Here is a 16,380-nt window from a genome sequence, read left to right as displayed (position 1 = left end):
GGTCTACTCTGCAGCCTCAACGACGGAGGGCGGGGTTTGAGCCGTCTCGCGCGACCGGGCGATCCACACGCGCAGCAGGGCCATCAGCAGCTCGAGGTCGACCGGCTTGGCGATATAGTCGGACGCGCCCGCATCCAGGCACTTCTGGCGGTCGCCCTTCATCGCCTTTGCGGTGACCGCGATCAGCGGCAGTTCCCCGATGTCGGGGCGGCGCCGGATCTCGCGCATCGTTTCATAGCCGTCCATTTCCGGCATCATGATGTCGATCAGCGCGACGTCGATGTCGGGAGTCTTTTCAAGGATGTTGATGCCCTCGCGGCCGCGCTCCGCATGAAGCACCTCGACGCCGTAGCTTTCGAGCACGCTGGTCAACGAGAAGATGTTGCGGATGTCGTCGTCGACGATCAGCACTTTGGCGCTGGCCAGTTCGACCGCGTTGCGGTCGGCGGTCTCGGTCGCATCCGCCTTCTTCTTGGGCTTGCCCTTCTTGGCGGCCTTCTCCGCTTCCTTGCGCAGCGCGGTGAACAGTGCCGACAGATCTTCGCGGCTGGCCGGCTTTTCGGTTACGCCAAAGGCGCCAAGGTCGACCGCGGAGCGCATGTGGTCGCGGCCGGAGATCACCTGGATCGGAACGTGCGCCGTCTCCGGGTCATGCTTGAGCAGGTCGAGCAGGACGAACCCGTCGATGTCGCTGAGCCCAAGGTCGAGCGTGATCGCGCCCGGCTTGAGCTTGCGGGCAAGCGCCAAAGTCCCCGCCCCGGCGCTGGACACGACGCCCTTCAAACCGACCTCGCGGGCCAGCTCGAGCAGCAGGGATGCAAAAGTGGTATCGTCCTCGACGATCATTACGAACGGGTCGGTGCCAAGGTCGTCGCGATCGTCGGGAACCTCGAAGCCGGTCGGCAAAGCGGTCGGTACCGACGTGCCGTGCTCGTCCGGCTCCAACGTTCCGGGCCGTGCCGAGATCAGCTTGGCCGAAGACGCCTTGAACGGCACGAACAGGGAGAAGGTCGAGCCTTCGCCGGGTTTCGAGGTGACCTTGAGTTCGCCGCCGAGCAGGCGCGCGATCTCGCGGCTGATGGAAAGTCCAAGGCCGGTGCCGCCGTACTTGCGGCTGGTTGTACCGTCGGCTTGCTGGAACGCCTCGAAAATCAGCTTCTGCTTGTCGACCGGGATGCCGATGCCGGTGTCGGTGACCGAAATCTCGATCGCCGTATCGGCATTGCGCAGCACCGGGTGGGTCGGGCTCCAGCCGCCGGTGGCGCAGCTGACGTCCAGCGTGACGCCGCCCTTGGCGGTAAATTTGAAGGCGTTGGACAGCAGGTTGAGAACGATCTGCTGCAGCCGCTTCTCGTCGGTGCGGATCGCCTCGGGCAGCTTGGGATCGAAGTTGACGTTGAAATCGAGCTCCTTGTCGGCGGCCAACTGGCGGAAGGTCCGTTCCATGTGCTGCTTGAGCGTCGCCAGCGGCATATCGCCGATCTCGATTGTCACCGTTCCGGATTCGATCTTCGACAGGTCGAGAATGTCGTTGATCAGGCTGAGCAGGTCGGACCCGGCGGAGTTGATCGTCTTGGCGAACTCGACCTGCTTGGCGTTGAGGTTGCCCTGCGGATTTTCGCTGAGCAGCTTGGACAGGATCAGCAGCGAGTTGAGCGGCGTGCGCAATTCGTGGCTCATGTTGGCCAGGAACTCCGACTTGTATTTGGACGTCAGCGCCAGCTGCTCCGCTTTCTCCTCGATGGCGCGGCGGGCCATGTCGATTTCGATATTCTTCGCTTCGACCTGCTTCTTCTCGTTCTCGAGCAGCTGCGCTTTCTCCTGCAGCTCCTCGTTGGTGTTGTGCAATTCTTCCTGCTTGGTGGTCAGTTCGGTCTGGCGCGCCTGAAGCTCCTGCGTAAGCAGCTGCGACTGCGTCAGCAGGCCCTCGGTACGCATGGTCGCGGCGATCGTGTTCAACACGATGCCGATCGATTCCATCAACTGGTCGAGGAAGTTCTGGTGGGTTTCGTTGAACTCGCTGAACGACGCCAGTTCGATGACGGCCTTGACCTCGTCCTCGAACAGGGCGGGCAGGATGTTCACGTTGGCGGCCTTGGCGTGGCCGAGTCCGGAGCCGATGCGGAGGAAATCCGACGGCGTGTCCTTGAGCAGGATCGGGCGCTTGTCGGCGGCGGCCTGGCCGACCAGCCCTTCGCGCAACTCGAATTCCTTCTTCAGCTGCTCGGGATTTTCCGCGCCGTAGCTGGCGACCAGCTCAAGCTTGGTGTCCTCCTCGTCGCGCTTGGTGACGTAGAAGACGCCATATTGCGCGTTCACCAGCGGCGCGAGCTCGCTCATGATCAGGTTGGACACGGTGGTCAGGTCGCGTTCGCCCTGCAGCATCCGGCTGAAGCGGGCGAGGTTGGTCTTGAGCCAGTCCTGCTCGGCATTCTTCAGCGTCTGGTCTTTGAGATTGCCGATCATCTCGTTGATGTTGTCTTTCAGCGCGGCCATTTCGCCGGACGCCTCAACGGCGATGGACCGAGTCAAGTCGCCCTTGGTCACGGCGGTGGCCACGTCGGCGATCGAGCGCACCTGGTTGGTGAGGTTGGCGGCAAGCTGGTTGACGTTGTCGGTCAGGTCGCGCCACAGGCCCGCGGCGCCCGGCACCTTGGCCTGGCCGCCCAGCCGGCCTTCGATACCCACTTCGCGCGCCATGTTCGTGACCTGGTCGCCAAAGGTCGACAGCGTATCGATCATGAAGTTGATGGTTTCGGCCAGCGCCGCGATCTCGCCCTTGGCGGCGAGCGTCAGCTTGCGCTTCAGATTGCCCTGCGCAACCGCGGTGACGACGTCGGCGATGCCGCGCACCTGGTTGGTCAGGTTGGTCGCCATCAGGTTGACGTTGTCGGTCAGGTCCTTCCACGTGCCGCCGACGCCCGGCACCTGCGCCTGGCCGCCCAGCTTGCCTTCGGTGCCGACTTCGCGCGCCACGCGCGTCACTTCGGAGGCGAAGGCGTTCAGCTGGTCGACCATGGTGTTGATCGTATCCTTGAGCTGAAGGATTTCGCCCTTCACCTCGACGGTGATCTTCTTCGACAGGTCGCCCTTCGCCACCGCGGTGGTGACGTCGGCGATATTGCGAACCTGACCGGTTAGATTTTCGGCCATCGAATTCACGTTGTCGGTAAGGTCCTTCCACGTGCCGGCGACTCCGCGCACCTGCGCCTGGCCGCCCAGCTTACCCTCGGTACCCACTTCGCGGGCCACGCGGGTCACTTCCGAAGCAAAGCCGTTGAGCTGGTCGACCATGGTGTTGATCGTGTTCTTGAGCTCGAGGATCTCGCCCTTCACGTCGACGGTGATCTTCTTGGACAGATCGCCCAGCGCCACCGCGGTCGTCACTTCGGCGATGTTGCGCACCTGGCCGGTCAGGTTGGCGGCCATGGCGTTGACGTTGTCGGTCAGGTCGGCCCAGGTGCCGGCGACGCCTTCGACCTTTGCCTGCCCGCCGAGCTTTCCTTCCGAACCCACTTCGCGGGCCACGCGAGTAACCTCGGACGCGAAGGAGTTAAGCTGGTCGACCATGGTGTTGATTGTGCTCTTAAGCTCCGCGATCTCGCCCTTCACGTCGACCGTGATCTTCTTCGACAAGTCGCCGCGGGCCACCGCGGTCGTCACTTCGGCGATGTTGCGGACCTGCCCGGTCAGATTGCCGGCCATCAGGTTCACGTTGTCGGTGAGGTCGGCCCAGGTGCCGGCGACGCCTTCCACCTTGGCCTGCCCGCCGAGTTTCCCTTCCGAGCCCACTTCGCGCGCCACGCGCGTCACTTCCGAAGCGAAGCCGTTGAGCTGGTCGACCATCGTATTGATGGTGTTCTTCAACGCCAGGATCTCGCCCTTCACCTCGACGGTGATCTTCTTGGACAGGTCGCCGCGCGCAACGGCGGTGGTGACGTCGGCAATATTACGAACCTGACCGGTTAGATTTTCGGCCATCGAATTCACGTTATCGGTAAGGTCGGCCCACGTTCCGGCGACCCCGGGCACCTCCGCCTGGCCGCCCAGCTTGCCCTCCGTACCCACTTCGCGCGCCACGCGGGTCACTTCCGAAGCGAAACCGTTGAGCTGATCGACCATCGTGTTGATGGTGTTCTTAAGCTCGAGGATTTCGCCCTTCACATCGACGGTGATCTTCTTGGACAGATCGCCCGAGGCGACCGCGGTGGTGACTTCGGCGATGTTGCGCACCTGGCCGGTGAGGTTTTCGGCCATCAGGTTGACGTTGTCGGTCAGGTCCTTCCAGGTTCCGGCGACGCCCGGCACCTGCGCCTGCCCGCCCAGCTTACCTTCGGTACCCACTTCGCGGGCCACGCGGGTCACTTCGGATGCGAACGAGTTGAGCTGATCGACCATCGTGTTGATGGTGTTCTTGAGCTCGAGAATCTCGCCCTTCACGTCGACGGTGATCTTCTTCGACAGGTCGCCCGAGGCGACCGCGGTGGTCACTTCGGCAATGTTGCGCACCTGGCCGGTCAGATTGTCGGCCATCAGGTTCACGTTGTCGGTCAAATCCTTCCACGTGCCGCCGACGCCTTCGACGCGCGCCTGGCCGCCCAGTTTGCCCTCGGTACCCACTTCGCGGGCCACGCGGGTCACTTCGGATGCGAAGGAGTTGAGCTGGTCGACCATCGTATTGATGGTGTTTTTCAGTTCCAGGATCTCGCCCTTCACCTCGACCGTGATCTTCTTCGACAAGTCGCCCGAGGCGACCGCGGTGGTCACTTCGGCGATGTTACGCACCTGGCTGGTGAGGTTGGTCGCCATCGCGTTGACGTTGTCGGTCAGGTCCTTCCAGGTGCCGGCAACGCCCTTCACCCGCGCCTGGCCGCCCAGCTTGCCTTCGGAACCCACTTCGCGCGCCACGCGCGTCACTTCGGACGCGAACGAGGCAAGCTGTTCGACCATCGTGTTGACGACCTTGCCGATGCGCAGGAATTCGCCGCGCAGCGGGCGGCCGTCGATTTCGACGGTCATCGATTGCGACAGGTCGCCCTTGGCGACGGCGCCGATGACGCGCGCGACTTCGGCGGTCGGCTGGACCATGTCCTCGATCAGCTCGTTGACCGAGCGGACGGCGGTTTCCCACCCGCCGCGCGCATTCTTGACGCGCCCGCGCTGCGTGATCTTGCCTTCCTTGCCGACGACGTGGGACAGCCGCTCGAACTCGGCCGTCATGTCCTCGTTGAGCGCAACGACCTCGTTAAACAGGCTCGCGATCTCTCCGTCGGACCCGGTGAAATCTTCGGGCAGGCGAACGCTGAAATCGCCGCGGCGAAGGGCGCGGAGCGCCGAAACGAGCTGCTGGCGCTCAAGGGATTTGCGAGAGGTTTTGGCGTTCACTCAACACTCCGTGTTCGATCTGCCCCGCCGTGGCGAGGCCTGCCTCCCCCCGGCGGCCGTGACCCGTTCCATATCAGACGTTTCGCTTTACGCTCGCTGAAAAATGCCCCGATTCATCGACCTATGGGTTGATCACCCCGCACCGCCCCCGTTAGGTGCCGGGCTCAATTCAGCGGGACCATATTACGCCACAGTGCCTTCCAGCGACGATCTTTCCAGCTTCATCAGTGCCAGCTTTCCGTCTGTCTGGACGCTGGAGCTGCTCCTGCTTCTGAAGAGCGACAAGCGGCCCTGGTCGCGTGGCGAATTGATCGAATCCTTGCGCGCCAGCGAATTGGTGGTGTCCCAATCGCTCGACTCTCTGATCGCCGGAGGACTGGCCAGCACGTCGGAAGGCGGCGCGGAATATACGCCCGTGTCGGATACGGTCGATCGCTTGGTCGCCGATGCCGAACGGCTGTACGCGTCCAAGCCCAATCAGGTGCGGCGTATGATCGTCACGTCATCGGCCGGCGGGATCACCGCGTTCGCCGATGCCTTCAAATTGCGGAAAGATTGATCATGGCCGACCTCTTTCCAACCATCGTCTACACGCTGTGTTTCCTGACCAGCAGCGCCTGCGCCTGGCTGCTGGCGCGCAGCTATGCGCGCAGCGGCGCGCGGCTGCTGTTGTGGAGCTGCCTGTGTTTCGTGCTGCTGGCAGCAAGTAACCTGCTGCTCGTTGTCGACATGCTCGTGGTGCCCGATTTCGACCTGCAATTGTGGCGCCTTCTGCTGGCCGTGGCGGCGGTTGCCGTATTGCTGTTCGGGTTCATCTGGGACTTGGAAAAGGAGTGACGGATGGAATTGCTTAGCTTCCTTTCCGGCGTCGCGGCCTGCGGGTTCGTTATCTCCGGCCTGTTCTTCCTGCGCTTCTGGGACAAGGTCCGCGATCCCTTGTTCCTGCTGTTCGCGTTCGCCTTCTTTCTCCTCGGGCTGGGCCAGACGGTTCTCGCGCTCGGCGGCCTTCCGCTCGAAGAGCGCAGCTCCGTCTTCCTCATCCGGTTGACCGCGTTCCTGCTGATCATCTTCGCCATCTTTCGCAAAAACCGCGCCAGCGCCTAGGCGCTTGCATCGCACCGCCGCGCCCGCTTCCATGCGCGCGCGCCGCACGGGCGTGAAAAGGATCGCAAGGGCTCAGGATGGCGGCTCCCAATAACCCGGTACGAAGCATCACCATCGTCGGCGGCGGCACCGCCGGCTGGATGACCGCCGCGGTGCTGTCGCAATGGCTGAGCAAGGTGAAGATCCGGCTGGTCGAATCCGAAGAGATCGGGACGATCGGGGTCGGCGAAGCGACCATTCCGCACATTCGCAACTATTTCGCGCTGGCCGGGATCGAGCTGCGCGACGTGCTCGAACATTCCATGGCGACGTTCAAGATGGGCATCCAGTTCGTCGACTGGGGCGCGCCGGGGGAAGCGTACATCCACGGCTTCGGCAAGATCGGCCGCGACATGTTGTGGCTGCACCCGCATCAATTGTGGCTGGCTGCTCGGGCGCGCGACCCGGGCCGGGTGAAGAGCTTCGACCATTATTCGCTCAACTGCCTTGCCGCGCTCGAAAACCGATTTGCCTTTGCCGACGCGCGCAATCCGCAATCGCCGCTCGCCGATCTCGATTACGCGTATCATTTCGACGCGTCGCTGATCGCCCGTTTGCTGCGCACAAAATCGGAAGAGCGTGGCGTCGAGCGGGTCGAGGGGAAGATCGTCGACGTCACCAAGGCGGACGACGGCAGCATCGCGTCGGTCACGCTGGCCGACGGGCGCACGGTCGACGGCGACTTTTTCGTCGATTGTTCGGGCATGCGCGCCCTGCTGATCGGCGGGGCACTGGGCGTCGACTATGAAGACTGGAGCCAGTGGCTGCTGTGCGACCGGGCCCAGGCGGTGCCGTGCGAAAGCGTTTCGCCGTTGACGCCTTACACCCGTGCCACCGCCCGTACCGCCGGGTGGCAATGGCGCATTCCGCTGCAACATCGCATCGGCAACGGCCATGTCTATGCGTCGTCGCTGATGAGCGACGATGCGGCGGCCGACGTCCTGCTCGCTAACCTCGACGGCAAGCCGCTGGCCGATCCCCGTCCGGTGCGCTTTCAGCCCGGGCGGCGCGTGCGGGTGTGGGAAAAGAACGTGCTTGCCGTCGGCCTGTCGGCGGGTTTTCTGGAACCGCTGGAATCGACCAGCATCCACCTCATTCAGACTGCGGTGCACCGGCTGCTTGCGCTGTTCCCGGCCGAAGGCATCAGCCAGGCCGATGTCGACGAGTTCAACCTGCAGGCACGGATCGAGATGGAAGACGTGCGCGATTTCGTCATCGCGCATTACAAAGTCACGCGCCGCAGCGGCGAACCCTTCTGGGATTATGTGCGCGAAATGCCGGTTCCGGACACGCTCGCCGAACGGCTCGACCTGTTCCGGTCGTCGGGCCGTTTCTTCAAGCACCAGGCGGCGGAACTGTTTGCGGAGGAAAGCTGGGTTCAGGTGCTGATCGGGCAAGGCCTCGACATGCGCGCCGATCCGGTCACGCAATTCGTGGACGACGATGCGTTGTTCGGCTTTCTCGACGATTTGGCCGACGTCATCGGTGATGTCGCCAGAGATTTGCCGGACCATGCCGCGGTCATCGAGTCGTTGCTGAAAGGCGCCGCGCCGCAGGCTGCGCCAGTCGCGCCGCCGCGCATGAATTTCACCATCAACTATCCCGCGCGCAGTTGAGCGGAGTCACATTCGAGCCATAGCGCGGCCGAAAAATCCCGCAGTTTCAATTTGGCAATTGACAGCCGTCGATTCGCTCGGCTTGTTTGATGGCGGTGCCGGTCTACTCTGTTGTGTAACCGGTTACATGCACCTTTTGGGGAGAGGGCATTGTGAGCATGTTTCAGTCAAAGCGGCGGTATATTTCGAGCGTTTCAACGGGGGCGGTCGTCGTCGCCTTGATGATGGCCCAGCCTGCGTTCGCACAGGATTCTTCGGCCAACCTGCAGGGCCATGTCGATGGCGCCGCGGCCGGGACCACGGTCGTCGCGACCGACACCAACACGGGCCAGACCGTCACCGGCACCGTCGATGCGGAAGGCAATTACGCCATCTACGGGCTGCGTCCGTCGACCTATTCGGTTGCCGTCGACGGCAAGCCGGCGCAACAGACGACGCTGTTGATCGGGCAAACGTCGATCGTCGATTTCGAAACCGCGGCGACGACTACCGCGACCGGTGAAGCCGGCGCGATCGTCGTTACCGGACGGCGCGTGCGGCAGCAGTCGACGCCGCAAGCGGTGTCGACCAACATCACGCCGTCGCAGATCGAAAACCTGCCGCAGAACCAGCGCAACTTCCTCAGCTTCGCGCAGCTTGCTCCGGGTGTCGAACTCATCTCGCCGAGCGGCGCACAGCAGCTGCAGGCCGGCGCGCTCGCGCCGCAGAACGCCAACATCCTGCTCGACGGGATGAGCTTCAAGAACCCGATCAACCACGGCGGTATGCTGGGGCAGAACTTCGGCGATTTCGGTAACCCGTTCCCGCAGATCGCGATCCAGGAATACCAACTTCAGACGCAGAACTTCGGTGCCGAAAACGGCCAGTCGGCGTCGGCCCTGCTGAGCGCGATCACCAAGACCGGCGGCAACAAGTTCCACGGGTCGGTGTTCGTCGACTGGCAGCCGGAATGGATGGTCGAACGACCCTATTTCGACAAGAAGAACAACGTGCCCAAGCGCGATTCCAGCCGCACCCAGTTCGGCGGCGATTTCGGCGGGCCGATCATCCCGGAAAAGCTGAGCTTCTACGTTGCGGTCGAAGGGACCAATCAGAAGCGTCCGCCGGCAACGTTCAACGATGTGGCGACGGTGATCCCGCAGAACATCCGCGACCAGATCAACAGCGCGGTTTCGCTCGAATTCAAGCAGCGACTCTATTTCGGCAAGCTGACCTGGTTCGCGACGCCCGACGATACGGTCAACTTGAGCGCGTATCGCCGCCGGCAAAGCAACCTTGCGGACTTTGGCGGCACCGCCGTGCAGGAACACGGCCACCTGCTTCGAACGAACCAGGATCGCTACCAGCTGCAGTGGCGGCACAGCGCCGGCGACTTCACCAACTTCGTCAACATCTCCTATGACAAGGCGACGCAGGGCGCGCCGAACGTCTCGGACGGGCCCGAATACGTCCTGTCGAACGGGACGGACACGGGGTCGCGGATCGTCGAGCTGGGCGCCAACGGCTTCGAGCAGGACGATACGATCAAGAGCCTGACGCTGCGCGAAGATGCCACCTGGCGTCGCGGCGCCCACACGCTCAAGGCCGGCGGCCAGGCGGTCTTTTACAACTTGAACCGGATCGAGGCGGCCAATTTCAACGGCACCTATTTCGTCTCCAATCCGTGCGACCAGACCGTCTCTTCTTGTGGTCCGTTCGACATCACCACGGCAACGCCGTTTGCCGGGCGTATCAACGTCAACCCGGCGCCGGGCCTGAAGGCCAAGAGCACGCAGCTTGGCATCTACATCACCGACGAATGGAAGCCGGACGACCATTGGACCGTCAACGCCGGCATTCGCTGGGACTTCGAAAGCAATCCCAACAACAAGAATTACGTTACGCCCGCGGCCATTGCCGACGCGCTGCGTAATTATCCGGGCTGGGCCGCGCGCGGCATCGATCCCGAGGATTACATTTCGAATGGCAGCAACCGGAAGCCGTTCTACGGGGCGTTCCAGCCGCGCATCGGTGCAGCCTATGACGTCCGCGGTGACGGCGACCTGATCTTCTTCGGCGGTATCGGCCGCTATTACGATCGCAACCTGTTCATCCAGGGCGTGATCGAACAGCAGCAGAATGCAAACGTCGTCCTGACGGTGCCGCTGACGGAATGCGCGAGCGGTGCTCCGCCCGCTTATTGTTCCGACCCCGAAGCGCTGCGGGCCTATGCGGCCGGCCAGGGCTTCACCGGCGGCGCGGTTTGGGTTCTGCCGAACAAGGTGCGGTTGCCCTATTCGGATCAGTTCGACCTTGGCGTGCGCAAGCGCTTTGGCGAGATCAACACCACGCTGACCTACAGCCACATCGAATCGCACAACATCTCGATGTTCGCGCGGTCGAACTTCTACAGCAACGGCTGGTACACCGTGGTGCTGACGCCGGACGGCTGCATGAACGGCGGCGATCAGTGGATCATCGACTTTACGCCAAACGGGCCGTTCCCGAATTGCCCGGCGACGACCGGCCAGCTGCCCGGCTTCAACGGCAAGCTGAACCGCGGTCTCAACAATGGTCGCGCCCGGCTCGACGCCTTGTTCCTGCAGATCGAGAAGCCGTTTACGGAGCAGTCGACCTGGGGCTTCACCCAGGCGCTGACCCTGCAGCGCGCTCGCAGCAACGTCGCGCAGGAGCTGAACAGCGACGAATTCTACAACGGTCCGAACCTCGACACCTACGGCTGGAACTACGTCAACGGGATTGCCAAGTGGCGGTCGGTGACCTCGGTCAACTGGCGCGCTCCGTTCGGCTTCACCGTGTCGGGCATTCTCAACCTGTCGTCGGGTCCGGCGTTCGGCAACATCGTTGCGCCATGGACCGGGCTGACCGGACCGGTGCCGCAGGGCGCCTGCTGCTACGCCAACATGGGCGGCGTCTATTTCCCGAAGAAGGACATTGCCTACAAGCGTCTCGACATGCGCGTCGCCAAGACGTTCAAGACGCCGTGGGGTCACGAAGCGACGATCGACTTCCAAGCGTTCAATGTCTTCAACTGGCTCAACCGCACCTATTCGAGCTGGGGCGCGGGCGGTGGCAACCCGCCGCCGCTGACCGAGAACGGGCAGGTCGGCAACGACCAGCGTCAGTTCCAGGCCGGCTTCACCTACAAGTTCTGACGGCGATGACTGGGGAAGGGGGACGGCAACGTCCGCCTTCCCGGCAGGGAGTGCAGTGAGGCCAAGCCTTCATCGCTTCGGCGATACGCAAAGCGCGGTCGTGGCAATCGACGAATTCTCCGGCGACGCGGGCGCGATCGCCGCGCTGGCCGACGACCTGGCGCCATTTCCGCCGGTCGACCACGGATATTATCCCGGCGTCCGGCGGGTCATCGGCAGCGACGATGGCGCGGCTTGGGACTATGCGCGTAAAAGCTGCGAGGCAGCTGCGCCGTTCATTGCCGGCGCCTTCGGCATCGAGCGGTTCGAACTGGTCGAAGCCAGCTTCTCGATCGTCTGCAGCCCGCCCGAAAAATTGCGTGTCCCGCAGCGCGCGCCGCATTTCGACACGACCGAGCAGGATTATATCGCGCTGCTCCATTATTTGCGCATTCCCGCGCCCAGCGGCACGGCCTTCTTTCGCCAGCGCAGCACGCGGATCGAGCGGATCGACGACGCCAACGTCGACCGCTTTGTCGCCTTCGCCGAGGCCGAGGGCGGCAAGGGCGAAGAGCCGGCCGGCTATATCCAGGGGTCAAATGCGCATTTCGAGCAGATCGGTGCGGTCGACGCGGTGCCGGACCGGATGGTGATATACCAGGGTAGCCTGCTGCACTCCGGAATCATCACCGACGCCATGCCGCTGACGCCCGATACGCGCACCGGCCGGTTGACCGCCAACTTTTTCGTCAGGGGACAGTGACATGAATTTTCGCACCGCCAGCGCCGCGATCGCCCTGGCTGCCGGCCTTGCCCAAGGCGCGTCGGCGGCCGCGCAGCAGCGCACGATCATCAACCCCGTCGACATCGACTATCGCTACAATTTCGAGCAGGTGAACGGCGACGTTTCCTATCGCACCGGCGCCGACCCCGCGATCGTCAATCACAAGGGGGCCTATTACCTCTTCCTGACGCTCGCCGACGGCTATTGGCGGTCGACCGACCTCATCACCTGGACATTCATTACGCCCAGCCAATGGCCGAACGGCGGCGTGGTGGCTCCCGCGCTGCTGTCGGACGGCGACCGGCTTATTCTCCAGCCCTCGCACAGCTTCACCCAGCCGACGTCGATCTACGTTTCCGATGCGCCGGAAACGGGCAAGCTCGACTATCTCGTCCGCCGCATCGACACCCAGCCGAATACCGCCGACAAGTCGCCCGAGGAGATGAAGCCCAACGAGGTCCCGCCAGGCCCGTGGGATCCCGGCTTGTTCAAGGAAGACGGGCAGATCTACCTTTATTGGGGATCGTCCAACGTATTTCCGGTCTACGGCCGGAAGATCGCGTTCGAAGGCGGGCGGATCATCTACCAGACGCCGGCCGAACATCTGTTCGTGCTCAAGCCCGAAGACCACGGATGGGAGCGCTTCGGTCAGGACCATAGCGGCCTTCTCGCCAACGGCCAGCCGACCAAGCCTTATGTCGAGGGCGCCTGGATGAACAAGGCCGGCGACACTTACTATCTGCAGTATGGCGCGCCGGGGACCGAGTTTAACGCCTACGCCAACGGCGTTTACGTCTCGGACAAACCGCTCGGCCCGTTCACCTACGCGCCCTACAACCCGATCGCATACAAGCCCGGCGGCTTCGTCCAGGGTGCTGGCCACGGCTCAAGCTTTCAGGACCGGTACGGAAATTGGTGGAACAGCGGCACGCCGTGGATCGGCTACAACTGGACGTTCGAACGGCGCATTGATCTCATCCCCGGGCGGATCTATCCCGACGGCCAGATGGCGTTCACGTCGCGCTTCGCCGATTTCCCTTTCTTCGCGCCGACTTCGAAGGTGGAGGATCCGGACAGCCTGTTCACCGGCTGGATGCTGCTGTCCTATCGCGCTGCGGCCACCGCCTCGTCCACTCGGGATACCTTCACCGCCGGCACGGTGACCGACGAAAATCCGCGCACCTTCTGGGTCGCCGCGACCAAGAATGCAGGCGAGACCCTGACGGTCGACCTGGGCACCGAAGCCGTGGTTCGCGCGGTTCAGGTCAACTTCGCCGATTACAAATCCGGCCGCTTCGCCGATGCCCCCGACATTTACACCGAATTCCGGATCGAAGGATCGCGCGATGGGCGGGACTGGCACGAAATCGCGCGGACCGAGCCGCCGCGCCGCGATCGGCCCAACGCCTATCTCGAACTCAAGCAGCCCGAAACGCTGCGTTTCGTCCGTTACGTTCACGGTCACATCGGCGGCGCGAACCTGGCGATTAGCGATCTTCGCGTCTTCGGTAACAGCAGCGAACGCGACCCCGCGCGTCCCGCCAGGATCGTGGCGCGTCGCCATGCCGACACGCGAGACGCGACGATCAGCTGGCAAAAGGTGCCCGGCGCCGTCGGCTATAACATCCGCTTCGGCATTCGGCCCGACCGCCTGACCCTGACCCACCAGGTCTGGGCGGACGAGCTCGGCACCGGTGCTCAACTGACCAAGGAGCTGCGGTCGCTTAACAAAGGCGTGCCTTATTATGTCGCGGTCGAAGCGTTCAATCGCGCCGGCGTTTCGCGGCTCAGCACCACGGTGCCGATCCGCTGATCAGCCCAGCCAGCCGCCGCTGAATCCCGCGCGCTGAAGTCCGCGGCGGATGGCCGGCACGCGCCTCATCACGCTCCAGACGAAATCGTCGCGGTAATTGGCCGCCTGCAACAGGATCGGGCCTTGGTCGATGCCCAGGTAGTCAGTCGCGATCCAGCCGTTCGAGGGATGGACCGAGCCAGTGTCGAGCGGCTGCGGGACGTGGGTCAGCGTGGGGTTGAAGCTGTCGGCAAAACCGTAATGTCGGTATAGGCCAGGCCGCCTTCGAAGCGCCTCGGCGCACGGAATGACGATCTCCGGCGCGAAGGGCAGAGACCCCAGCGCAGCGGTCGGGGCAATGGTGCCGTCGTCCAGCCCGTCCGGCTCGCCGACCGGTCCGCGCGCGGCATAGCCGTAGAATTTGCGCTGCCGTCCGTCGACCTCGAGCGTGAAGCCGCCAGGCCCGTCGCAGGCGGTCAGGCCCCACAGGTCCTTCGAATAGTCGCGCCATCCCATCGGATTGGCCGCGCAATAGGCGCGGTTGCCGTAAGTCGCGCGGCGGCTGTTCTCGAAATAGTCGAAGCCGGCCTCTCGCGTGACGGCGTCGCGGATGCCGCGAAAGTCGATCCAAATATGGCTGTACTGGTGTCCGAACAGCGGCGCGAACGCGATCCGCCGCGTCGGACCCGCACCGCGCCAGAAATTGGGGATCGGCCGGATCCAGTTGGCCCAGCTGTCGTCCGGGGCCGGGAAGCGTGGCGAACCGAGCGCCAGCACGTGAACCAGCATTCCTTCGTTATACCCGTCCCAATTACGTTCGATGAGCCCGGTTTCCGGGTGCCAGCCCATCGATATGCCGCGCCGGCCATCGCTTGAGAAAACCGACCAGTCGGCGCGGGCATAGAGGTCGTCGGCAAGCTTTCGGATCTGCGCTTCGGCCGGGTCGTCGCGATCGAAAAATGCGCCGGCGAACAGCACGCCCATCAGCAACAGCGACGTGTCGACGCTGGATAATTCGGTCTGCTTGTAACGCAGCCCGCTGTCCATGTGCAGGAAGTGATAGAAGAATCCGGAATGTCCGGCGACGCCAGTCGCCGCCGGTCCCTGCGGCAGTGTCCACAGGGTCCGCAGGGTGGTCAGCGTCAGGTCCCGCGCTGCTTCGCGCGTGACCCAGCCGCGATGCACGCCGATGCCATAAGCGGTCAGCCCGAAACCGATCGCCGCGATGCTCGAAAAGGACGGGGTCGGCCAGCGGTCCGGGACCAGACCGTTGCTGCGATTGGTGGTTTCCCAGAACCAGTTGAAGGTGCGCCGCTCGATATCCTCGTAGAACGCAGGCAGCGTCCGTCCCGTGCCGGCCCCGGGTGTCAGCGGGCGCGTCGCGCAGCCCCATGACGCAGCGGCCGCGGCCGTGGTCATTCCGCCAAGCAGCGCGCGCCGGTTGAGCGCTGGTGTCATGCCGAATGCTCCATCGTGGTTGAACGGATCACCAATTCCGGCCGATGATATTCGTCTTCGTGATCGCCGCCGCCTGCGAGCGTCGCGAAAAGCATCGACAGCGCGCGTTCGCCGATTTCGGAAATGCGCACGCGCACCGTGGTGATGCCAAGGTGCTGGGCCAGCGGAATGTCGTCGAAGCCGGTCACCGCGACCTGCGACGGGACGCTGATCCCGGCGGCCTTAAGCGCCTCGAACGCGCCGATCGCCATATTGTCGTTGGCCGCGAAGACGGCGTCGAACTTGGTGCCGTCGCGCAAGACCTTCGCCAAGGCAGTGCCGCCGGATTCGATCAGGAAGTCGCCCTGCACCACGATCGGTTCAAGGCCGTGGCGGGCGATGGCCGTTCTGTAGGCCGCCAGCCGTTCCTGCGCGTCGACGTTGTCGTGCGGACCGGCGATATGGACGATCGACCGGCGACCTTGCGCGACAAGGTGGTCGACGATGAGCGTCGCGCCATGGGCGTTGTCGATATGGATCGCGCCGACCGCGCCCGACTGCGAACGGCTGTTGATCAGCACCGTCGCCATGCGCGGCGGCAACGTCTCGCTCAGTTCCTTGGCGTCAAGGTGCGGCGCCATCATGACCATGCCGTCGACCCGCCCGCGCATCGCGTTGAGCGCATCCTGCGCCTGCCGGCTGCCGGCGGGCAGGTTGCTGAGCAGCAGCAGGTAGCCGTGGCGCGACGCTTCCTGGTCCATGCCGCGGACGATCTCGGAAAAGAACTCGCCGTGCACCGCGGGCAGCATCACGCCGATGGCGTTGGTCCGCGCAAGGCTGAGGCTGCGCGCGCCCGCATGAGGGACATAGCCAAGGCTGGAAATGGCGCCGTTGACGCGGTCGCGCACCGCGTCGCTGACGCTGTCGCCACCGTTGATCACGCGCGACACGCTGGCAACCGATACTTCGGCTTGCCGGGCGACATCGCGAATGGTGACGTTGGCCATGCAAAACCTTATTCCAACCGGCCCGCCAACGCCATCGCCGGAAGCGCCGGAAACGTCCCGAAAAGCGAGTCGCGAGTAAAAT

Annotated in this window: 10 protein-coding genes; 7 read left to right on the top strand and 3 right to left on the bottom strand. The window is 63.7% G+C overall.

Features of this window, described 5'->3' with window-relative positions; all coding sequences use genetic code 11:
* Positions 1–3: 3 nt before the first annotated feature.
* The gene (locus H8M03_RS07520) at positions 4–5,385 is read right to left on the bottom strand and encodes a HAMP domain-containing protein (protein WP_187478852.1); all 5,382 of its coding nucleotides are present in this window, start codon (positions 5,383–5,385) and stop codon (positions 4–6) included.
* Between the two features lie 103 nt (positions 5,386–5,488).
* Between H8M03_RS07520 and H8M03_RS07515 the strand changes: the two genes are divergently transcribed.
* The 7 genes from H8M03_RS07515 to H8M03_RS07485 all read left to right on the top strand — a co-directional run bounded on the left by H8M03_RS07515 (position 5,489) and on the right by H8M03_RS07485 (position 13,875).
* Entirely contained in the window at positions 5,489–5,944 is a 456-nt protein-coding gene (locus tag H8M03_RS07515; RefSeq protein ID WP_187478851.1) for a hypothetical protein, read from the top strand.
* 2 nt (positions 5,945–5,946) lie between these two features.
* On the top strand, positions 5,947–6,222 hold the full coding sequence (locus H8M03_RS07510) for a DUF5985 family protein (RefSeq protein WP_187478850.1): 276 nt from the start codon (positions 5,947–5,949) through the stop codon (positions 6,220–6,222).
* 3 nt (positions 6,223–6,225) lie between these two features.
* On the top strand, positions 6,226–6,489 hold the full coding sequence (locus H8M03_RS07505) for a DUF5985 family protein (RefSeq protein WP_187478849.1): 264 nt from the start codon (positions 6,226–6,228) through the stop codon (positions 6,487–6,489).
* 77 nt (positions 6,490–6,566) lie between these two features.
* Positions 6,567–8,144 carry a tryptophan halogenase family protein gene (locus H8M03_RS07500; RefSeq protein ID WP_187478848.1) on the top strand — a complete coding sequence of 526 codons (1,578 nt, stop codon included), beginning with the start codon at positions 6,567–6,569 and terminating at the stop codon, positions 8,142–8,144.
* Positions 8,145–8,365: 221 nt separating this feature from the next.
* Positions 8,366–11,299: a TonB-dependent receptor gene (locus tag H8M03_RS07495; RefSeq protein ID WP_187478847.1), complete on the top strand. Its 2,934-nt coding sequence runs from the start codon at positions 8,366–8,368 to the stop codon at positions 11,297–11,299.
* A 55-nt stretch (positions 11,300–11,354) separates the two neighbouring features.
* Entirely contained in the window at positions 11,355–12,041 is a 687-nt protein-coding gene (locus H8M03_RS07490) for a DUF6445 family protein (protein ID WP_187478846.1), read from the top strand.
* Between the two features lies 1 nt (position 12,042).
* Positions 12,043–13,875: a family 43 glycosylhydrolase gene (locus H8M03_RS07485; protein WP_187478845.1), complete on the top strand. Its 1,833-nt coding sequence runs from the start codon at positions 12,043–12,045 to the stop codon at positions 13,873–13,875.
* Here the strand turns inward: H8M03_RS07485 and H8M03_RS07480 are convergent, their stop codons facing one another.
* Positions 13,876–15,312 (bottom strand): glucoamylase family protein, encoded by a 1,437-nt coding sequence (locus H8M03_RS07480; protein ID WP_187478844.1) that lies wholly within the window; start codon positions 15,310–15,312, stop codon positions 13,876–13,878.
* Positions 15,309–16,298 carry a LacI family DNA-binding transcriptional regulator gene (locus tag H8M03_RS07475; protein ID WP_187478843.1) on the bottom strand — a complete coding sequence of 330 codons (990 nt, stop codon included), beginning with the start codon at positions 16,296–16,298 and terminating at the stop codon, positions 15,309–15,311. The genes H8M03_RS07480 and H8M03_RS07475 overlap by 4 nt, the downstream gene beginning before the upstream one ends.
* Positions 16,299–16,380 lie beyond the last annotated feature (82 nt).

It is taken from the genome of Sphingomonas sabuli, assembly GCF_014352855.1.
GTDB classification, from domain to species: Bacteria; Pseudomonadota; Alphaproteobacteria; order Sphingomonadales; family Sphingomonadaceae; genus Sphingomicrobium; species Sphingomicrobium sabuli.
This window is presented reverse-complemented; position numbering and strand designations above follow the sequence as displayed.